15 protein-coding genes are annotated in these 15,295 nt (G+C 62.2%); 11 read left to right on the forward strand and 4 right to left on the reverse strand.

Annotation, left to right across the window (positions count from 1 at the left end):
* Positions 1-115: 115 nt before the first annotated feature.
* Positions 116-2,104, forward strand: coding sequence for a pilus assembly protein TadG-related protein (locus tag AC0R79_RS04370; protein WP_375745238.1), 1,989 nt, complete (start codon positions 116-118; stop codon positions 2,102-2,104).
* On the opposite strand, the gene AC0R79_RS04375 is transcribed toward AC0R79_RS04370, so the two are convergent.
* Positions 2,101-4,848 (reverse strand): PAS domain-containing sensor histidine kinase, encoded by a 2,748-nt coding sequence (locus AC0R79_RS04375; RefSeq protein WP_474733375.1) that lies wholly within the window; start codon positions 4,846-4,848, stop codon positions 2,101-2,103. The two genes, AC0R79_RS04370 and AC0R79_RS04375, sit on opposite strands and share 4 nt — an antisense overlap.
* Entirely contained in the window at positions 4,845-5,291 is a 447-nt protein-coding gene (locus AC0R79_RS04380) for a TadE/TadG family type IV pilus assembly protein (protein ID WP_474733377.1), read from the reverse strand. The genes AC0R79_RS04375 and AC0R79_RS04380 overlap by 4 nt, the downstream gene beginning before the upstream one ends.
* Positions 5,292-5,366: 75 nt before the next feature.
* On the opposite strand from AC0R79_RS04380, the gene AC0R79_RS04385 reads away from it, so the two are divergent.
* Both AC0R79_RS04385 and AC0R79_RS04390 read left to right on the forward strand, forming a co-directional pair.
* Positions 5,367-5,837, forward strand: coding sequence for a prepilin peptidase (locus AC0R79_RS04385; protein ID WP_127796810.1), 471 nt, complete (start codon positions 5,367-5,369; stop codon positions 5,835-5,837).
* A 125-nt stretch (positions 5,838-5,962) separates the two neighbouring features.
* On the forward strand, positions 5,963-6,739 hold the full coding sequence (locus tag AC0R79_RS04390; protein WP_127796811.1) for a response regulator transcription factor: 777 nt from the start codon (positions 5,963-5,965) through the stop codon (positions 6,737-6,739).
* A 22-nt stretch (positions 6,740-6,761) separates the two neighbouring features.
* On the opposite strand, the gene AC0R79_RS04395 is transcribed toward AC0R79_RS04390, so the two are convergent.
* Together AC0R79_RS04395 and AC0R79_RS04400 are read right to left on the reverse strand one after the other, a co-directional pair.
* Positions 6,762-7,169, reverse strand: coding sequence for a response regulator (locus AC0R79_RS04395; protein WP_007958451.1), 408 nt, complete (start codon positions 7,167-7,169; stop codon positions 6,762-6,764).
* A 71-nt stretch (positions 7,170-7,240) separates the two neighbouring features.
* On the reverse strand, positions 7,241-7,447 hold the full coding sequence (locus AC0R79_RS04400) for a Flp family type IVb pilin (protein ID WP_474735059.1): 207 nt from the start codon (positions 7,445-7,447) through the stop codon (positions 7,241-7,243).
* A 340-nt stretch (positions 7,448-7,787) separates the two neighbouring features.
* Between AC0R79_RS04400 and cpaB the strand changes: the two genes are divergently transcribed.
* The 8 genes from cpaB to AC0R79_RS04440 are packed head-to-tail and all read left to right on the forward strand — an operon-like array spanning position 7,788 to position 15,257.
* Positions 7,788-8,729: a Flp pilus assembly protein CpaB gene (cpaB, locus tag AC0R79_RS04405; RefSeq protein WP_474733385.1), complete on the forward strand. Its 942-nt coding sequence runs from the start codon at positions 7,788-7,790 to the stop codon at positions 8,727-8,729.
* A 20-nt stretch (positions 8,730-8,749) separates the two neighbouring features.
* Positions 8,750-9,973, forward strand: coding sequence for a type II and III secretion system protein family protein (locus AC0R79_RS04410; RefSeq protein ID WP_007958454.1), 1,224 nt, complete (start codon positions 8,750-8,752; stop codon positions 9,971-9,973).
* Complete coding sequence (locus AC0R79_RS04415; protein ID WP_007958455.1) at positions 9,970-11,160, forward strand: CpaE/TadZ family protein; 1,191 nt, start codon at positions 9,970-9,972, stop codon at positions 11,158-11,160. The genes AC0R79_RS04410 and AC0R79_RS04415 overlap by 4 nt, the downstream gene beginning before the upstream one ends.
* A complete protein-coding gene (locus tag AC0R79_RS04420) occupies positions 11,157-12,425 on the forward strand; it encodes a TadA family conjugal transfer-associated ATPase (RefSeq protein WP_085609188.1) in 1,269 nt (422 codons plus the stop codon). Before AC0R79_RS04415 ends, AC0R79_RS04420 begins: the two co-directional genes overlap by 4 nt.
* An 18-nt stretch (positions 12,426-12,443) precedes the next feature.
* A complete protein-coding gene (locus AC0R79_RS04425) occupies positions 12,444-13,328 on the forward strand; it encodes a type II secretion system F family protein (RefSeq protein WP_375745246.1) in 885 nt (294 codons plus the stop codon).
* A gap of 1 nt (position 13,329) precedes the next feature.
* A complete protein-coding gene (locus AC0R79_RS04430; protein WP_474733391.1) occupies positions 13,330-14,214 on the forward strand; it encodes a type II secretion system F family protein in 885 nt (294 codons plus the stop codon).
* A gap of 34 nt (positions 14,215-14,248) precedes the next feature.
* On the forward strand, positions 14,249-14,971 hold the full coding sequence (locus tag AC0R79_RS04435; RefSeq protein WP_007958459.1) for a tetratricopeptide repeat protein: 723 nt from the start codon (positions 14,249-14,251) through the stop codon (positions 14,969-14,971).
* Between the two features lie 16 nt (positions 14,972-14,987).
* Entirely contained in the window at positions 14,988-15,257 is a 270-nt protein-coding gene (locus tag AC0R79_RS04440) for a DUF3613 domain-containing protein (RefSeq protein ID WP_007958460.1), read from the forward strand.
* Positions 15,258-15,295: the final 38 nt, after the last annotated feature.

Consider the following 15,295-nt stretch of genomic DNA (forward strand, 5'->3'; position numbering starts at 1 on the left):
CTTTTTTATGGGCGGGTGAAACTGGCGCGTTGCCAGCAGTGTCGGTGCAGCGCGTCTACACTCAAATCCACCAATGGAGGTTGCGCCCGGCAGTGCGCCGGCAAAGGAGTGCGCCATGTCGCGTCATCCGCAGTGCGGCGGGCCAGCCCGGCAGCGGGGGGCCATCGGCCTGATGGCGGCCGCCACCCTCAGCCTGGCGCTGGTGTTGATGCTGCTGGTCGTGGACAGCGGCCGCCTGTACATGGAACAACGCAAACTGCAGCGCCTGGTGGACACCGCCGCCCTCGAAGCCGTCAGCCGTGGCGGCAATTGCCTGCCGGGCCTCACCGCCGCCAGTTACGCGGGGCAAAGTGCAACGCGCAACGGCTTTGTTGCCAACGCCACCAACGTCCTTGTGATCGATTGCGGAAAGTTGGCGACAGCCGCTACCGGCCTGCGCACGTTTACGGTGGACGCGACGCAATCAGAGGCGGTCAAGGTCGCGGCCAATCGTACCGTCACCACCAGTTTTGCCGGTGGCGTGCAGGCGTTGTTCAGTGGCACACCGGTCAATCTCAACACGGTACTTTATGCTTCGGCGGTGGCGGCCAAACCCAAGCCGACCGTCGCCCAATTGAACATCCGCAGTAACCTGGCCAGCATCAACACCGCCCAATCGAACATCCTCAATCCGCTGTTCTCGGGGCTGCTCGGGGGCAATGTCAACCTGACGGCCCTGGGCTGGAACGGGCTGCTCAACACCGACATCAATCTGCTCAGCTACCTGAACCAACTGGCGATCAACCTCAACGTGGCCGCCGGCAATTACACTCAGCTGCTCAATACCCAGGCCACGGTGACCCAATTGATCCAGGCCGCGATTACGGCGGTGCAGCTCAATGGCGCCACCGCTGAAGTGATTACCGCGCTGGGCCAGCTGCAAGTGGCGGCGATCAATGCCGCACCGGTAAAACTCGGCGACATCCTGCAATTGCAGACCGGCACCACGGCCGCCGGGCTGGATGCCAATCTGCAGTTGCTGCAACTGGTCCAGGGCGTGATTCAACTGGCCAACAGCAAGAGTGCGGTGGCCGCGACCTTGCCGATCAGCGTGCTGGGGCTGGCGAATGTCACGGTGCGGGTCAAGGTCATCGAGCCGCCGCAGTTTTCGGCGATTGGCGATCCGGCGCTGGCCAAGGCCAACCCCACCGGGCCAAACCGGATTTATGTGCGCACTGCGCAGATTCGCACGCTGCTGTCAGTGAAACTGCCGGTGTTGTCCGGGGTGCCCGGGCTGAGCAACGCAGTACTGGGGCTGGTCGGCACTCTGACCACGGTCGTCAATGATCTGTTGAGCCTGAATCTGGTCTCGTTGCTTAACTCACTTGTCTGTTCCGGTTGCCAGCGAATGGATCCGTTATTGTTGCCGTCACCACAAGTCGACATCAGCCTGGATGCCGGCGGCGCCGTCAGCTATGTCACCGACTACAGCTGCCCGACCGGCAACACCGGTACCAAAAGCCTGACGGCCCGCACCACCACGTCGATTGCCGACCTCAAACTGGGCAAGATCGACCCGACCAATGCGTTTTCATCCTCTGCCGAGCCCACGGTCACTCCGCTGCCGCTGGTGGACCTGGGCATTATCACCTGCCATACGATCCTGGGCCTTGGCGGCTGCGATCCGAGCACCCACGTGCAATACGCCGCCGGCGGCATCGCGATCATGGTCAACACCAGCGTGGCGCAGAACACCCAGAATCTGGTGTTTTCCAGTGGTACACCGTTCGCAACACCGCCCAACCTGAAACTGCCGCCGAGCGTGATTGCCGCCGCGCCCTCAACCAATATCGTCAGCAGCCTGGCAAGCACCCTCGCCGGGATCAATCTGATCGTCTACAAACCCCAGGGCAGCAACCCGCTGGGGGCGATCGTCACCGGCGTCGCCAGCCTGATCAGCGATGTCACGACGACCTTGCAACCGGTGATCACCAATGTGGTGAGCCCGCTGCTGGATCCGCTGCTCAACAATTTGCTCAAGGGGCTGGGGATCAATCTGATGGATGTCGACGTTGGCGCCAACATGACCTGTGGCCAGACCGGCAAGGCGTATCTGGTGATCTAGTCGTCGGGGGCGATCGGCAGTTCGATGCAGAACCGTGCACCGTCCGCCGAGTTGCGCACGCTCAAGTGGCCGCCCATGTTCTCGATGATCCCGTAACTCACCGACAACCCCAGACCGGTGCCGACGCCTATCGGTTTGGTGGTGAAGAACGGTTCGAAAATCCGCTCCAGCAGCCGCGGGTCGATACCGCCGCCGTTGTCCTCGACCCACAGCCGCACCTTCTGCTCGTCGCGCTCGGCGTAGATCGAAATCCACGGCTTGAACGCCGAGTCGGACTCGCGTTTGCCCAGCAGTGCATCCCGGGCGTTGACCATCAGGTTGATCAGCACCTGTTCAAGCTGATCGACATACCCGCGCACCTGAACCTCGAACGCGGTTTCACTGATGCGCAAATCCACGCCTTTGCCGCGCATGCCTTCGGCCAACAGCGACAGCGTGCCTTCGATGGCGCTGGCCGGGTTGAACAGCTGCTGCTCGATCTCGGAACGGCGACCGAACACCCGCATGTGATCCACCACTTTTGCGGCGCGTTGCACCTGAGCGTCGATGCGATTGAGTTTGTCGGTCAGGTAATCGATCTGCACATCGCCGTTGCTCAGGCGCTTCTGCACGTTGACGATGGCCATGCGCATGACGTTCAGCGGCTGATTGATTTCGTGGGCCAGGCCGGTGGCCATTTCGCCGAGGGTGGCCATTTTTGCGCTTTGCGTAAGTTGCTGTTGAGAGCGCCGCACTTCGGTGTTGTCGCGGCCAACGGCTTGGATTTCGATCAGTTTGCCGTGCTCATCGAACACGCCGCGATCCGACCACACCCACCACGCGTGCTCGCGCCCCGGCAATTGCAGGTTGATTTCGGCGGTGCTGACGGGGGATTGCGGGGTCAACTGCGCCAGCCGCTCAACGAAGGCCGCGCGCTGAACGTCGGACATCCAGCTGCCCAGATCGACCCCGGCCAGGTCTTCGGGAGTGCATTCCAGATAGGTCGCCAGCGGCCGGTTGCCGAACGTCAGGATCAGATCCGGGCGGTAGCGGCAGATCATCGCCGGCGAGTCCTCCACCAGAATCCGGTAGCGTTCCTCGCTCTGTCTGACCTGCTCGGCGGCCAGCGTCGCTTCGGTGACGTCCAGCCACAAACCGACGGCCTCCACCGGCAGGCCGAGGTCATTGCGCAACAGCCGGGCTTCGTCGAGCAGCCAGTGGTAATCGCCGTGACTGTCGCGCAGGCGATAGCGGGCGCGCACCGACCCTTCGCGCAGCAGTTGCCGGGTGCGCTCGAAATACAGGGCACGGTCATCCGGATGAATCCGCTCTGCCAGCGCACTGGCGTCACAGTCCTCCAGGCTCCAGCCCAGTAGCGGTTGCAGGCTGGCGCTGAAAAACGCCGGCAGCAAGGCGCCTTCGACGTAGTGCTGGACGTAAATCACCGCCGGTGAACTGGCGATCAGGTTGTCCAGCCGTGCATGGGCGGCGGCGGCCAGTTGCTGCTGGTTCTTGATGTCGCTGATGTCGAGCATGAACCCCACCAGGCGCCGATGCTCGCCGGTGCCGGTGACTTGCCCCTGAAGGCGATACCACGCCGGCGTCTGGCTGGCGTCGCGAGCATGCAGGCGCACGCACAGGTCGAGAATTTCCCCGTGCAGTTGCAGGGCTTGCAGGCGGCTGCGGACTTCTTCGCGATCGGCGGGATGGATCAGCGTCAGCCAGGTGTCGAGCATCAGCGTCGAGCTGTCCTGTTGCAGCGTGGCGGCCAGCGTCGGGGCCAGTTGAATCTGCTCGTTACTGCTGATTTCCCACCAGCCTGTGCCGAGCAGCGACTGCAATGACTCCAGCCGTTCCAGTTGCAGTTGATGCTGTTGTTCGCGCAAGCGCCCGAGCAGTGGGCCGGCCAGTGCGCCCGCCAGCATCAGCCAGTCGCGGTCGGTCAGATACGGCGCGGTCTTGTCCACCGCGTAAAAACCGCAGAGCAGCCACGCCATCACGCCTCGATCATCGCTGTAAGGCACGGCGAAGCCTTCGGCATTGCCGAACAGGCCCTGAACCCGCGAGTGTTCATACTGGCCGTAATGCTCACCCAGGCGCTGCGGGCCGGTGCCATTGAGGCTGTCGAGCGGTGTGCCCAGACGCTGGCCGTCATGCCACAGCGCCGGGGCGTCATGGGCGTGGAATTGTTGATGGATCTGCCAGCCCTGTTCCTGTTCATCGAGCAGGGCGAGCGCCAGGCACGGGATCTGCCAGCGCTGGGCGATTACCTGCAATTGTTCGCTGACGAGCATCGGTAACCGGCCCAGGCTGCAGCTGCGCAACTGCTTGCTGATCTGCTCGGCGATCATGTGGCACGCCTCGCGCTGATGTGCTTGCTGGCGTTCGGAAAGCAGGTCGGCGATGTCGATCAGTTGCAGCAGCCAGCCGTTGCCCAGCGGCTGGACCCAGCCGCGCAGGTGCAAGGTCTGGTCGCCCAGGCCGGGAAAGTCCAGATCCAGCAGTTGGCCTTGCCATTCCTGCGGCCGGCCCTCGATCGCCAGCGTGCTGTGCGCCAGCAGGTAGTCGTGCAACGGCAACGGTTTGTCACGGGGCGTCTGTTGCGCCAGCAGCAAGCGCAGCGGGCCGGCCATTTGCAACACGCCGCCGTCGTTGTCGAGGTGGATGTGCAGGCCCGTCAGCGGGGTGCCGAGCACGTCTGGCAAATCGCTGGCGACCATGCTCCGCTTGAGCAGGCGGCCGAGCAGGTTGTCACCCGGGGTCAAAATTTAAGGCTCGAAATGGCGGTCAGGTTGGTGGGCAGGCTGGGGACAGCGCCGATGCCCGGCAACACCAGAAACGGGATGACCCGATTGAGTTTGCTCACCGGGTAATTGACGCTTACGGTGAGCGTGCCCTGAGTCGGGTCGTAGACCGTTGTCGTATCCGTGCCGACCACCACGTTCAGCGACGACGGCAGCACCGACAATTGCTGGGTCAACGCGGTATTCGCGGTGCTGACCAGCACGCTGGAATAGTTGGGAATCGCGGGATCGACCGCCACGGCGCGGCGTATGGCTTCGGCTGTGGCCTGGTTGAATGTCTGCATCAGCACGAACGGCAGGGCATAGCTGACCAGACCGTAAAACACCGCGAAAAAGATCACGAACACCAGGGCGAACTCGATCGCCACCGCACCTTTTTGCGCCTTCCGAGAGCCGGTTTTCATCCGTGCGTCTACCCTGACAGTCAATGCGTAGTATCAGCATAGAATCATTCAGCAAAAACGGACGGTTTTTACCGCATGCAAAGCCTTGTCCTTCTGATCTGGTTGACGGCGTGCGCGGCTCAGGATGCCCGGCAACGAAGGATTGCCAACGTTCTGACGCTGGGTGCCGCCGCTCTCGCGCTGGTCTATCTGCTGTCTTTCGGCACCACCTGGATGGGCGCCGAAGCCGGGCAGGGCGGCTGGGCCTGTGTCGTGGCGCTGGCGTTCACGCTGCCGGGGTATTTCATGGGGCGAATGGGCGCCGGCGATGTGAAATTAATGACAGCTCTCGGTCTTTCGACGGACGGGCTGTCGCTGCTCAGGATATTCATCGGCGCCGGTGCGGCGAGTGTGGTCTGGATCCTGCTGGCGCCAAGACTCTGGCTGCATATGAGTCAAGGGCTTAGGCATCGTCTTCGATATATGGCGCCATCCATGTCAAAAAAGCTGCCATTTGCGCCGTTCGTGCTGATCGGTTTTGTGCTTGCGCTACCTTGGATCCATTAGTCGCCGAACGCCACTAGTCTTATGTACATAGTCGGAAAGTGGGTCTACTTTCAAAGGTACTGGTTATACAGCCGACGGCTGACAGTACAGGAATAGTCAGCTTTGGCCTGGGCATGGAGTGGCACGTGAACAAGCTTACATCTGCGATAAAAGTCCTCGTTGTCGATGATCAGCCTCTGATCGTCGAAGAACTCTGTGAATTTCTCGAGAGCAGCGGCTACCGCTGTGTGCCGTGCGAGTCCAGCAAAGAGGCGATCGAGCGTTTTTCGGACGACCTCGCGATCGGACTGGTGCTGTGCGATCTGCACATGCCGGACATGGACGGGATTCAACTGGTGCAGGAACTGCAACGGCTGGCCGGCAAACACCGGGCGTTCGAAGCGATCATGCTCACCGGCCGCGCCGACAAGCAGGACGTGATCAAGGCCTTGCGCGCCGGGATTGCCGACTACTACCAGAAGCCGGTCAATCTCGATGAATTGCTCGAAGGCCTGCAACGCCAGGAAACGGTGCTGCAGGAGCGGCAGAAAACCCTGCAACTGGGCCATCTGAATCAGAAGCTTCAAGATCTGTCGTCGTCCATCGACGATCTTTATCAGGATCTGGACAAGGTGCGTCGCGGGCCGGCGCCCGCCAGTGACGAAGCCACCCGCGAGACCGGTGAGCTGGAAATCCCGGCGATCTTCAATCAGCTGTCGCCACGGCAACTGGACGTGGCGCGCCTGGTGGGCAAGGGGCAGACCAATTATCAGATTGCCTGTGAGCTGGGCATCACCGAAAACACCGTGAAGCTGTACGTTTCGCAGGTGTTGCGCCTGACCCACATGCATAACCGCACGCAGTTGGCGCTGGCGTTATCGCCGGGCAATTCCGGTTTGCGTCAGCGGGTGACTGCCCACTGAATCACACTGCCGGGCATTCTCTTTACCCGGCATTCACCTTTGGCTTGGGAAACAGGTTGTCGAGGGTTTCCAGCAGCCGCACGTGATAGATCGGTTTGCGGAACAGGTCCAGCACCTGCAACCGCAGCATGTCGCTCACGTCTTCCATGTCCGCATGTCCCGACGTCACGATCACCGGCAGATGCTGGCGCGAGGTGTGCTCGCGCAAGCGCTTGATCAGCGACATGCCGCTTTCCTCCGGCATGCGCAGATCGGTGATCACCAGGGCGATATCGGGATGGCGGGTCAGATGATGCAGGGCGAGTTTGACCGATGTGGCGGTATGACAGACGAAGCCTTCGCCTTCCAGCAACTCCGCCAGCTCCAGCAACGCGTCCTCTTCGTCGTCAACCAGAAGCAACTGTTGGCGTGGGGAAGAAGACACGTTCATGGGCAGTACCTGAAAGCTGAATGGAAGATCGAGTGTAGCCCGACATCAGCAAGGTGCTGGCGCAACTTCGATTACGGAGTTGGCCGGGTTTGCGCAGTGCCGCCCAGCGACTCCAGGACGTTGTTGAAGATCGCCAGCATACGATCACCCAGCGGAGTGACGAAAACGACAACCACCACGGCGACCATGGCCACGACGATGGCGTATTCGATCGCCGAAGCACCGTCTTCACGTTTGTAGAACATCAGGGCTCTGGCCATTAAATAATCAACGATCATTCGAAACATGTGCCCACTCCTTTGCGCTCCTGGCGCCGATGTAACGGCAGCGGCAAAGCGTTCGCCGTGCCATTTGAGCATTGTCAACAAACCCCCTCCCAACAACTGTAAGAACGGATTAGTCATAAAGGATTAGTCGCTTCGTCTCTCCCGGTATTTCGACTGCCAATTGGCCAACACCCATACTTTCGTGGGTTATTTGCCTGTCAGAAATGGCGTTTTGGCTTGTTTCAGCTAGCGTGGAAATAGCGAAATAGTTGGATGTTCATAGCTGCCTGATTGCGATGTTCCCTTGGTAGGAAGTGCGGGCTGGTAGTGCAGCAGGAAAGGGAGAGCCGTCATGAACAGTCGTGTGACCATGGGCCTTGCAGCGGTGCTTTTACTGGGCGCCATCGTTGTCGGATATTGGGGCCTGGTGCTCAGCCGCCAACCCGCTCCGGTGGCCGAGGCTCCCGCGCCGACGGTGGTCACCGTCGAAAAAACCGTCGCTGCCGCCGAAGACCAAACCCGTCAACCTGTCGTGGTGCTGGTGCGTGACGTCCCGCCATTCACCCCCCTGACTGCCGCCGATCTGGCCGTTGAAAAACTGCTGAGCGCCCCCGCCGGCAGCCTCGGCACAATCGAGCAGGCCGTGGGCCGCACGCCGTGGCGCCACCTGAGCGCCGGCACCTGGCTCAACGAAGAAAGCTTCGAGGCTGGCGGCACACTGGCGCGCATGATCCACAAAGATGAGCGCGCGCTGGCCGTGTCGGTCGATGAAGTGATCGGCGCGGCCGGGCAACTGATCCCCGGAGATTATGTCGACGTGCTGTTGTACCTGCGCCAGGACGCCAGCAACCCGCAGCAGTCGGCACAGATTGTGGTGCCAGCGATGCGCGTGCTGGGAGTCGGCGAACAGTACGGCCTGACCAACGACGGCCAGCCGTCCGCTCCCGCCATGAGTGCCGACGACAAGATCAAACAGGACCAGCGCCGGCTCACCGCGCGCACCGTAGTGCTGGCGGTGCCTGAACAATTGTTGAGTCGACTGATGCTCGCCACCCAGGTCGGGACGTTGCGCCTGGCCGTGCGCAGCAGTGAAGAACAGCGCCTGGCCAAGTACTGGGCCGGCGAAAGTCAGGCACCGGACAAACTGGTTGCCGCCAACAGCCAGCTCTTCCAGTTCACGCAGCTGGCGCTGGGGACAGCGCCGAAAGCGTTGTCGAGCGGCGACCAAGCTGTGGCGGCACGGCCCGCAGTGGAAGTGATTCGCGGCAATCAGACCAACCAACAAAACCCATGACTGAGCAAGGATCCAAGTGCATGCAGAGTCGTTCCTGGCCGACCTTCAATCCCGTGCTCCGGGCCTTGCTGCTGATGGGACTGTCAATCAATGCCGCGCACGCGGCCACCGGCAACTGCGCGGCCCTCGGGCGCTTGCCGCCGGTGATCGAAATCAACGAAGGCTGGCAGCAGGACATGCAATCACCGGTGGCGATCACACGCCTGGCCATCGGTGATCCGAAAATCGCCGATGTGCATGCCAATGGCAATTCCTCGTTCCTGCTCACCGCCGTGGCGCCGGGCGCTACCAGCCTCATGGTCTGGACCGGCTGTTCCAGCGAGCCGCGTCAGAGCATGGTCTTCGTCAAGGGCGCCGCCACTTCGGCCCTCACCAACACCAGTGCGTTGCCGTCGGATGATGCGCTGTTGCCCTCGCAGGTACAGACCGACATTCGCTTCGTCGAAGTCAGCCGCACCAAGCTCAAACAGGCGTCGGCTTCGCTGATCGGCACCCGCGGCAACTTCCTGTTCGGCTCACCCGGAACCCTGCCGCCCATCGACGGCGTCCCGCAACCGCGATTGCCGGTGGACAACGCGCTGTTCAACTTCTCGTGGATCGGCGGCAAGACCATGGCAATCATCAACGCCCTCGAGGGCAGCGGCTTCGCCTACACCCTGGCGCGGCCAAGTCTGGTGGCTCTCAATGGGCAAAGCGCAAGTTTCCTCGCGGGCGGGCAGATTCCGATTCCGGTGCCCAGCTCCGGCAGCGACAACGTGTCGATCGAATACAAGGAATTCGGCATCCGCCTGACCCTGACGCCCACCATCATCAGCCACGATCGCATCGCCCTGAAAGTGGCACCGGAAGTCAGCGAACTGGATTTCAGCAAAGCGGTGAACATCGCCGGCACCACGGTGCCGGCCCTGGCCATCCGTCGCACCGACACCAGCATTTCCCTGGCCGATGGCGAGAGTTTTGTCATCAGCGGTCTGATCAGCACCACCAACACATCCCAGGTCGACAAGTTTCCGGGGCTGGGCGATATCCCGGTGCTCGGGGCCTTTTTCAAAAGCTCGCAGATCAAGCGCGAAGAACGTGAGCTGCTGATGATCGTCACCCCGCACCTGGTGCGCCCGCTCTCGGCGGAGGCACAACTGCCGTCGTTGCCGGGTGAAAAACTGCGCAACTACGATCCGAATTTCTACCGCATGTTCTTCCTGGAAAACGGTAACTTCGACAAGCGCAGCGGGTTGTCCCAATGAGCCAGAGCCTGAGTCAGACCTTCCTCGCCATCACCCGCAACAACACCGATCTGGAGTGGCTGCAAAGCGCGCTTGCGCCGTTGGGCCAGGTGGTCAGTGCCGGTGGCGGTAGCCTCGACGAATTGCTCGCGCTGGTGGACGTCACCTTCGCCAGCCTGGTGTTCGTCGGCCTCGACCGTGAACACGTGGTGGCCCAGAGCGCGCTGATTGAAGGCGCGCTGGAGGCCAAACCGATGCTGGCGATCGTTGCCCTCGGCGATGGCATGGACAATCAGCTTGTACTGAATGCGATGCGCGCCGGGGCACGGGATTTCGTCGCCTATGGTTCGCGCTCCAGCGAAGTGGCCGGGTTGGTGCGGCGCTTGAGCAAGCGCCTGCCGCCGGTGACCCATAACGCACAACTGGGCGGTCTGACGGTGTTGTACGGCGTACAGAGCAGTTCCGACGGCGCGCTACTGGCCAACCATATGGCACTGGTGGTGCAAAAGAGCGGACAGCAGACGCTGCTGCTGGATCTCGGGCTGCCCCGTGGCGACAGCCTGGCGTTGCTGGGGCTGGAGAGTTCGTTCCACTTCGGCGATGCCTTGCGCCACCTGCGCAGGCTCGACGCGACGTTGATCGACAGTGCCTTCACCAGCGCCGAAGCGGGGCTGCGGATTCTGGCGTACGCCGACAACGACGAACCGCTGGAAAGCACCAGCGCCGCCGAGCTGTACATGTTGCTCAGCGCCTTGCGCCAGCACTTCCAGCACATCGTCGTGAACCTCACCGGCCAGCCCGACAGCGAAGCCCTGCGCACCTTCGTCAGTCATTGCGACAAGCTGCTGTGGTACACCGACCAGAGCGTTCTCGATTGCCGGCGCAATCTGGCGGTGTTCAATCTGTGGCGGGAAAAAGGCATGAAACTCGATCACGGACGGCTGCTGGTCGACCGCTATCTGAGCAACGTCGCACCGGATGCGGACACCCTCGGCAAGACCTTCAACCTGGAAGTGATCGCCGTGCTGGCCTTGAGTCCGGAGCTGCGCATGAACGCCAAGAACCAGGGCGTCAGCCTGTTTGAACTGGCCCCCCGGGAAAAACTCACCCAGAGCCTGCGGGTGCTCGGCGAACGGCTGGCCAAACGCTCCGAAGGCCTGGCCAAACCCAAAGTCACCTGGTTCGACCGGTTGCGAGGCACCTCATGAGCCCGGAAAAACTCTTCGGTGCGCCGGCGCGTGGCCAGTCGGGCAACACCGACCACGAAGGCCTGAAACTGGTCCTGCATCGGTACATCATCGATGCCATCGAGGAGTCCGGGAAAAACCTGCTGGAAGGCTCGCGGCAGTTGCTGGCGCAATTCGTCACCGACAAGGTCGCCGAATACATCGCTCGTCTGCACCTGGCGATTTCACGTTACGAGATGGAGCGGCTGGCGGAAGAAATCGTCGATGAGCTGACCGGATTCGGCCCGCTGGAAGTGTTGCTGCGCGACAGCGCCGTGACCGAAATTCTGGTCAACGGCCCGCACCGGGTGTTCGTCGAGCGTGACGGCGTACTGCATCAGAGTGACCTGCGCTTTATCGATGCGCATCACGTCGAACGGGTCATGCAGCGCATTCTCGCGCCCCTCGGTCGCCGGCTGGACGAGTCTTCGCCGATGGTCGATGCGCGCCTGCCGGACGGCAGCCGGGTCAACGCGATCATCCCGCCGATTGCCCTCGACGGTCCGTGCCTGTCGATTCGAAAATTCCGCAAGGACATGCTCAAGAGCAGCGACCTGATTGCGATGCAGACCATCGACCTGCCGATTTTCGAGTGCTTCCAGGAGGCCGTGGGCAAGCGCTGCAACATCCTGATCAGCGGCGGCACGGGCACCGGCAAGACCACGCTGCTGAACATTCTCAGCCAACTCATCAACCCCCACGAACGGTTGGTAACCATCGAAGACGTCGCCGAACTGCAACTCGGCCATCCTCACGTGGTGCGCCTGGAAACCCGGCCGCCGAATGCCGAGGGCCATGGCGAGGTCAAGGCCAGCGACCTGATCCGCAACGCTCTGCGGATGCGTCCGGACCGGATCATTCTCGGCGAGATCCGCGGCGTCGAAGTGCTCGACGTGCTGACGGCGATGAACACCGGTCACGACGGCTCGATGAGCACGGTCCACGCCAACAACGCTCAGGATGCATTGCTGCGTCTGGAAACCCTGGTCGGCCTGACCGGGCGCACCGTGGCCGAACGCACCCTGCGGCAGATGATCTGCGCGGCGCTCGACGTGATCATTCAATTGACCCGCATGCCCGACGGCCGCCGCTGTGTCAGTGAAGTGGTGGAAGTAGTCGGCGTGCGTGAAGACGTGTACGTCACCAACACCCTGTTCCGTCTGGATCGACGCACCGGTTTCGGCTTCCTGCGCGAAGCGGTCAACCCGGCCGGCGACAAGTTGCGACACGAGTCGAGTCTGGGCTGAGCGCATGGAGCCTTCGTCATGATCGGACCGGTGATCCTGATCGTCCTCTGCCTGCTGTTGCTGGGGCTGTCGATTCGCCTGTTCCTGCAGGGCGTGCGCAAGACCGCCAACGAACGGGTGCTCTCGCGCCTCGCCGCCGGGCAGCCCCAGGGCGTTGCCGAAAAAACCTCGTGGACCGGGCTGGAGCGGATGTTTCTGCGGGCCGGCCTCGGCCGGCCGAGCGAGCATTTCGGGCTTTGGCTGTCGTTGTGGGTCGTGGCCATGATGCTGGGTTACCTGCTGGCCGACTGGATCGGTCTGCTGGTGCTGATACTGGCGCCGCCGCTGATTCTGCGGCTGTACATCGCGTGGCGATATCGGCGCCGGCTCAATCGGATGATCGAACAGTTGCCGCAGTTGCTCGACCACACCGTGCGCAGCCTCAAGTCCGGCCGGACCCTGAGCGATGCAGTGATGGGCGGCATTGAAACCAGTGAGGACCCGTTGAAAGCCGCGATGGGCCGGGTGCAGCGCAACGTGCAGCTGGGGGTGAACCTGCCGGACGCGGTCAGCGATTTCGCCGAGCTCTACGAGCAGGACGAACTGCGCATGTTCGCCCTGGGCCTGAAGGTCAACCATCGCTACGGCGGCAATGCCAGCGAGTTGCTGGAGAACCTGATCAAGCTGATTCGCGAACGCGACCAGGGTGCCCGGCAACTGCGCGCGCTGACCGGCGAAACCCGGATGACCGCGTGGGTGCTCGGATCGCTGCCGGTGATCCTGGTCAGTTACTTCATGCTGACCAATCCCGGCTACATGCTCGGCATGTGGAACGACTCGGGCGGTCGGACCATGCTGATTATCGCGGTGGTGTTGCAGGTCTCCGGTTGCCTGGCGCTTTGGCGCATGTTGAGGAGTGTCTGACATGCTGATGCTGGCCAGTCTCATGCTGTTGCTCGGGGCGCTGTTGCTGGTCGGCAATCACCTGCTGACCGAGCGGCGTCGAGTGCGTCAGGTCAACCAGCGTCTGCAGGGACAGTTGGTGCGCGAGAACCGTTTCGGCAACTGGCTGCGGGCACTGGGCAGCAGTCGGTTCGGCCAGCGTTCGGTGAGCATCGACAGTGAAACCCAGACCCTGCTCAGCCGCCTCGGCTGGCGCCGGGCCAGCGAGCGCTCGCTGTTTGCCGCCTGCCAGATCGGCACGCCGCTGCTGACACTGGGGCTGGGCCTGTTTCTGAAAGAAGTGTTTTTTCCCCTCGCCCCCAACGGCTGGCTGGTGCCGATGATCGCCACAGGCGTTGGTTATCTTGTACCCAAACGCCTGCTGGCGTACGCCGCTGGCCGGCGGCAGAAAATCATTGCGGTGGAAGTGTCGACGTTCATTCCGCTGCTGCGGATCCTGTTCGAGTCCGGCATGGCCGTCGAGCAGGCCCTGCGTGTGCTCAGCATCGAAGGGCAGAAACTGCTGCCGGAGCTGACCAGCGAACTGCGCCTGATTCTGGCCCGTGTCGACTCGGGCCTCGAGCTCGGACAGGAGCTGAACAAGGCGGCCGCGATGCTGGCGGTGGATGAGTTCACTGACACCTGCGTGATCCTGCAACAACTGATTCAACAGGGCGGCGGCGCGATGAAATCGCTGCTGACGCTCAAGCAACTGCTGGATGACCGACGCCTGACACGCTTGCAGGAATACATCTCGAAGATGTCGGCGAAGATGTCAGTGGTCATGATGCTGTTGCTGTTCCCGGCCTTGCTGATCGTTTTGGCGGGCCCGGGTTTTACCGCAATCACCCGGGCGTTTGCGTCCTGACAATGAAAATGACTATGGCGATGGAGAGCGATGGATGAAAGCACTGATGGTTGTGGCAAGTCTGTTGCTGCTCGGCGGTTGCGCAACGGACGGTCAGGCGCCGTGGACGACGATGCTGGCGCCGGCCAGTTGCAGCAAGCTGAGTTCCGAACAGGAGCTGTCGCTGAACCTGGCCGATGATCTGGTCAACGATGGCAAGCTGCACGCCAGCCTGGCCAACCTGCAGGGGCTGCCCGACAACCTCGTCGAGGTACGCCTGCGCAAGGCCAAGGTCTATCGCCTGCTGGGCCGCAGCGAAGCCGAGCCGTTGTATCGCAGCCTGCTCGGCACGTGCCTGAACGCCGACGCCGAACATGGTCTGGGCCAGTTGTATGCCGCCCGTGGCGACAACGGTCAGGCTCAGGCCCATCTGCAACGGGCCGCGCGATTGGCGCCGACCAATGAAGACATCCGCAACGATCTGGGCGTGGTGTACCTCAATCAGCTGCGGCTCGAAGACGCTCGCTTCGAGTTTCTGACGGCCATCGAGTTGAAGCAGAACAATCAATTGGCGACGCTGAATCTGGTGACCCTGCTGCTCTACCAGAACAACTGGCAGCAAGCTGCGGAAGTAGTCAGCCGTGCGCACCTGACCCCGGAACAGTTCACCGATGCCCAGGAACGCGCGGAGAAACTCAAGTCGCCGGTCAAGGCCAGACCTGTCGCTGGCAATCAGGTCGCGGTGGCGGTTGATGCGCAACCGGCGACGATCAAGTGAGCCTCAAGGAGCTGCCATGAACACGTTCAAGACGCTGTGCTGCCTGAGTCTGCTGAGTCTGCCGCTCGGCGCACTGGCCATCGACGCCGGCCCGGCCTCGGCCCAGCAGCAGGAAACCGAAGGCTGGCTGTTGCTGCAAAGCCGCAACAAGGCTGCGTCCCCCGATCCGCAGGCGGCCACGGCCACCGAGCGTGAGCTGGCGATGCAGCGCTGGCTGAAGAAGTACAAATATGAGATTCCCGATTTCTACGACCCGGATGCGGGTGGCAAGATCGAGAAGCAATAGTCGCGCTTCGCAGGCAACCGCCGTTGCCTGCGGCAGCG

The organism is Pseudomonas sp. HD57-3, from assembly GCF_056113135.1.

Excerpts from the sequence above, each read along its gene's own strand:
- AC0R79_RS04420 (WP_085609188.1), top strand. The coding sequence starts at position 11,157 with ATGAGCCCGGAAAAACTCTTCGGTGCGCCGGCGCGTGGCCAGTCGGGC.
- cpaB (WP_474733385.1), top strand. The coding sequence starts at position 7,788 with ATGAACAGTCGTGTGACCATGGGCCTTGCAGCGGTGCTTTTACTGGGC.
- AC0R79_RS04395 (WP_007958451.1), bottom strand. The coding sequence starts at position 7,169 with ATGAACGTGTCTTCTTCCCCACGCCAACAGTTGCTTCTGGTTGACGAC.
- AC0R79_RS04410 (WP_007958454.1), top strand. The coding sequence starts at position 8,750 with ATGCAGAGTCGTTCCTGGCCGACCTTCAATCCCGTGCTCCGGGCCTTG.
- AC0R79_RS04385 (WP_127796810.1), top strand. The coding sequence starts at position 5,367 with ATGCAAAGCCTTGTCCTTCTGATCTGGTTGACGGCGTGCGCGGCTCAG.
- AC0R79_RS04435 (WP_007958459.1), top strand. The coding sequence starts at position 14,249 with ATGAAAGCACTGATGGTTGTGGCAAGTCTGTTGCTGCTCGGCGGTTGC.
- AC0R79_RS04425 (WP_375745246.1), top strand. The coding sequence starts at position 12,444 with ATGATCGGACCGGTGATCCTGATCGTCCTCTGCCTGCTGTTGCTGGGG.
- AC0R79_RS04430 (WP_474733391.1), top strand. The coding sequence starts at position 13,330 with ATGCTGATGCTGGCCAGTCTCATGCTGTTGCTCGGGGCGCTGTTGCTG.
- AC0R79_RS04400 (WP_474735059.1), bottom strand. The coding sequence starts at position 7,447 with ATGATCGTTGATTATTTAATGGCCAGAGCCCTGATGTTCTACAAACGT.
- AC0R79_RS04440 (WP_007958460.1), top strand. The coding sequence starts at position 14,988 with ATGAACACGTTCAAGACGCTGTGCTGCCTGAGTCTGCTGAGTCTGCCG.
- AC0R79_RS04415 (WP_007958455.1), top strand. The coding sequence starts at position 9,970 with ATGAGCCAGAGCCTGAGTCAGACCTTCCTCGCCATCACCCGCAACAAC.
- AC0R79_RS04380 (WP_474733377.1), bottom strand. The coding sequence starts at position 5,291 with ATGAAAACCGGCTCTCGGAAGGCGCAAAAAGGTGCGGTGGCGATCGAG.
- AC0R79_RS04370 (WP_375745238.1), top strand. The coding sequence starts at position 116 with ATGTCGCGTCATCCGCAGTGCGGCGGGCCAGCCCGGCAGCGGGGGGCC.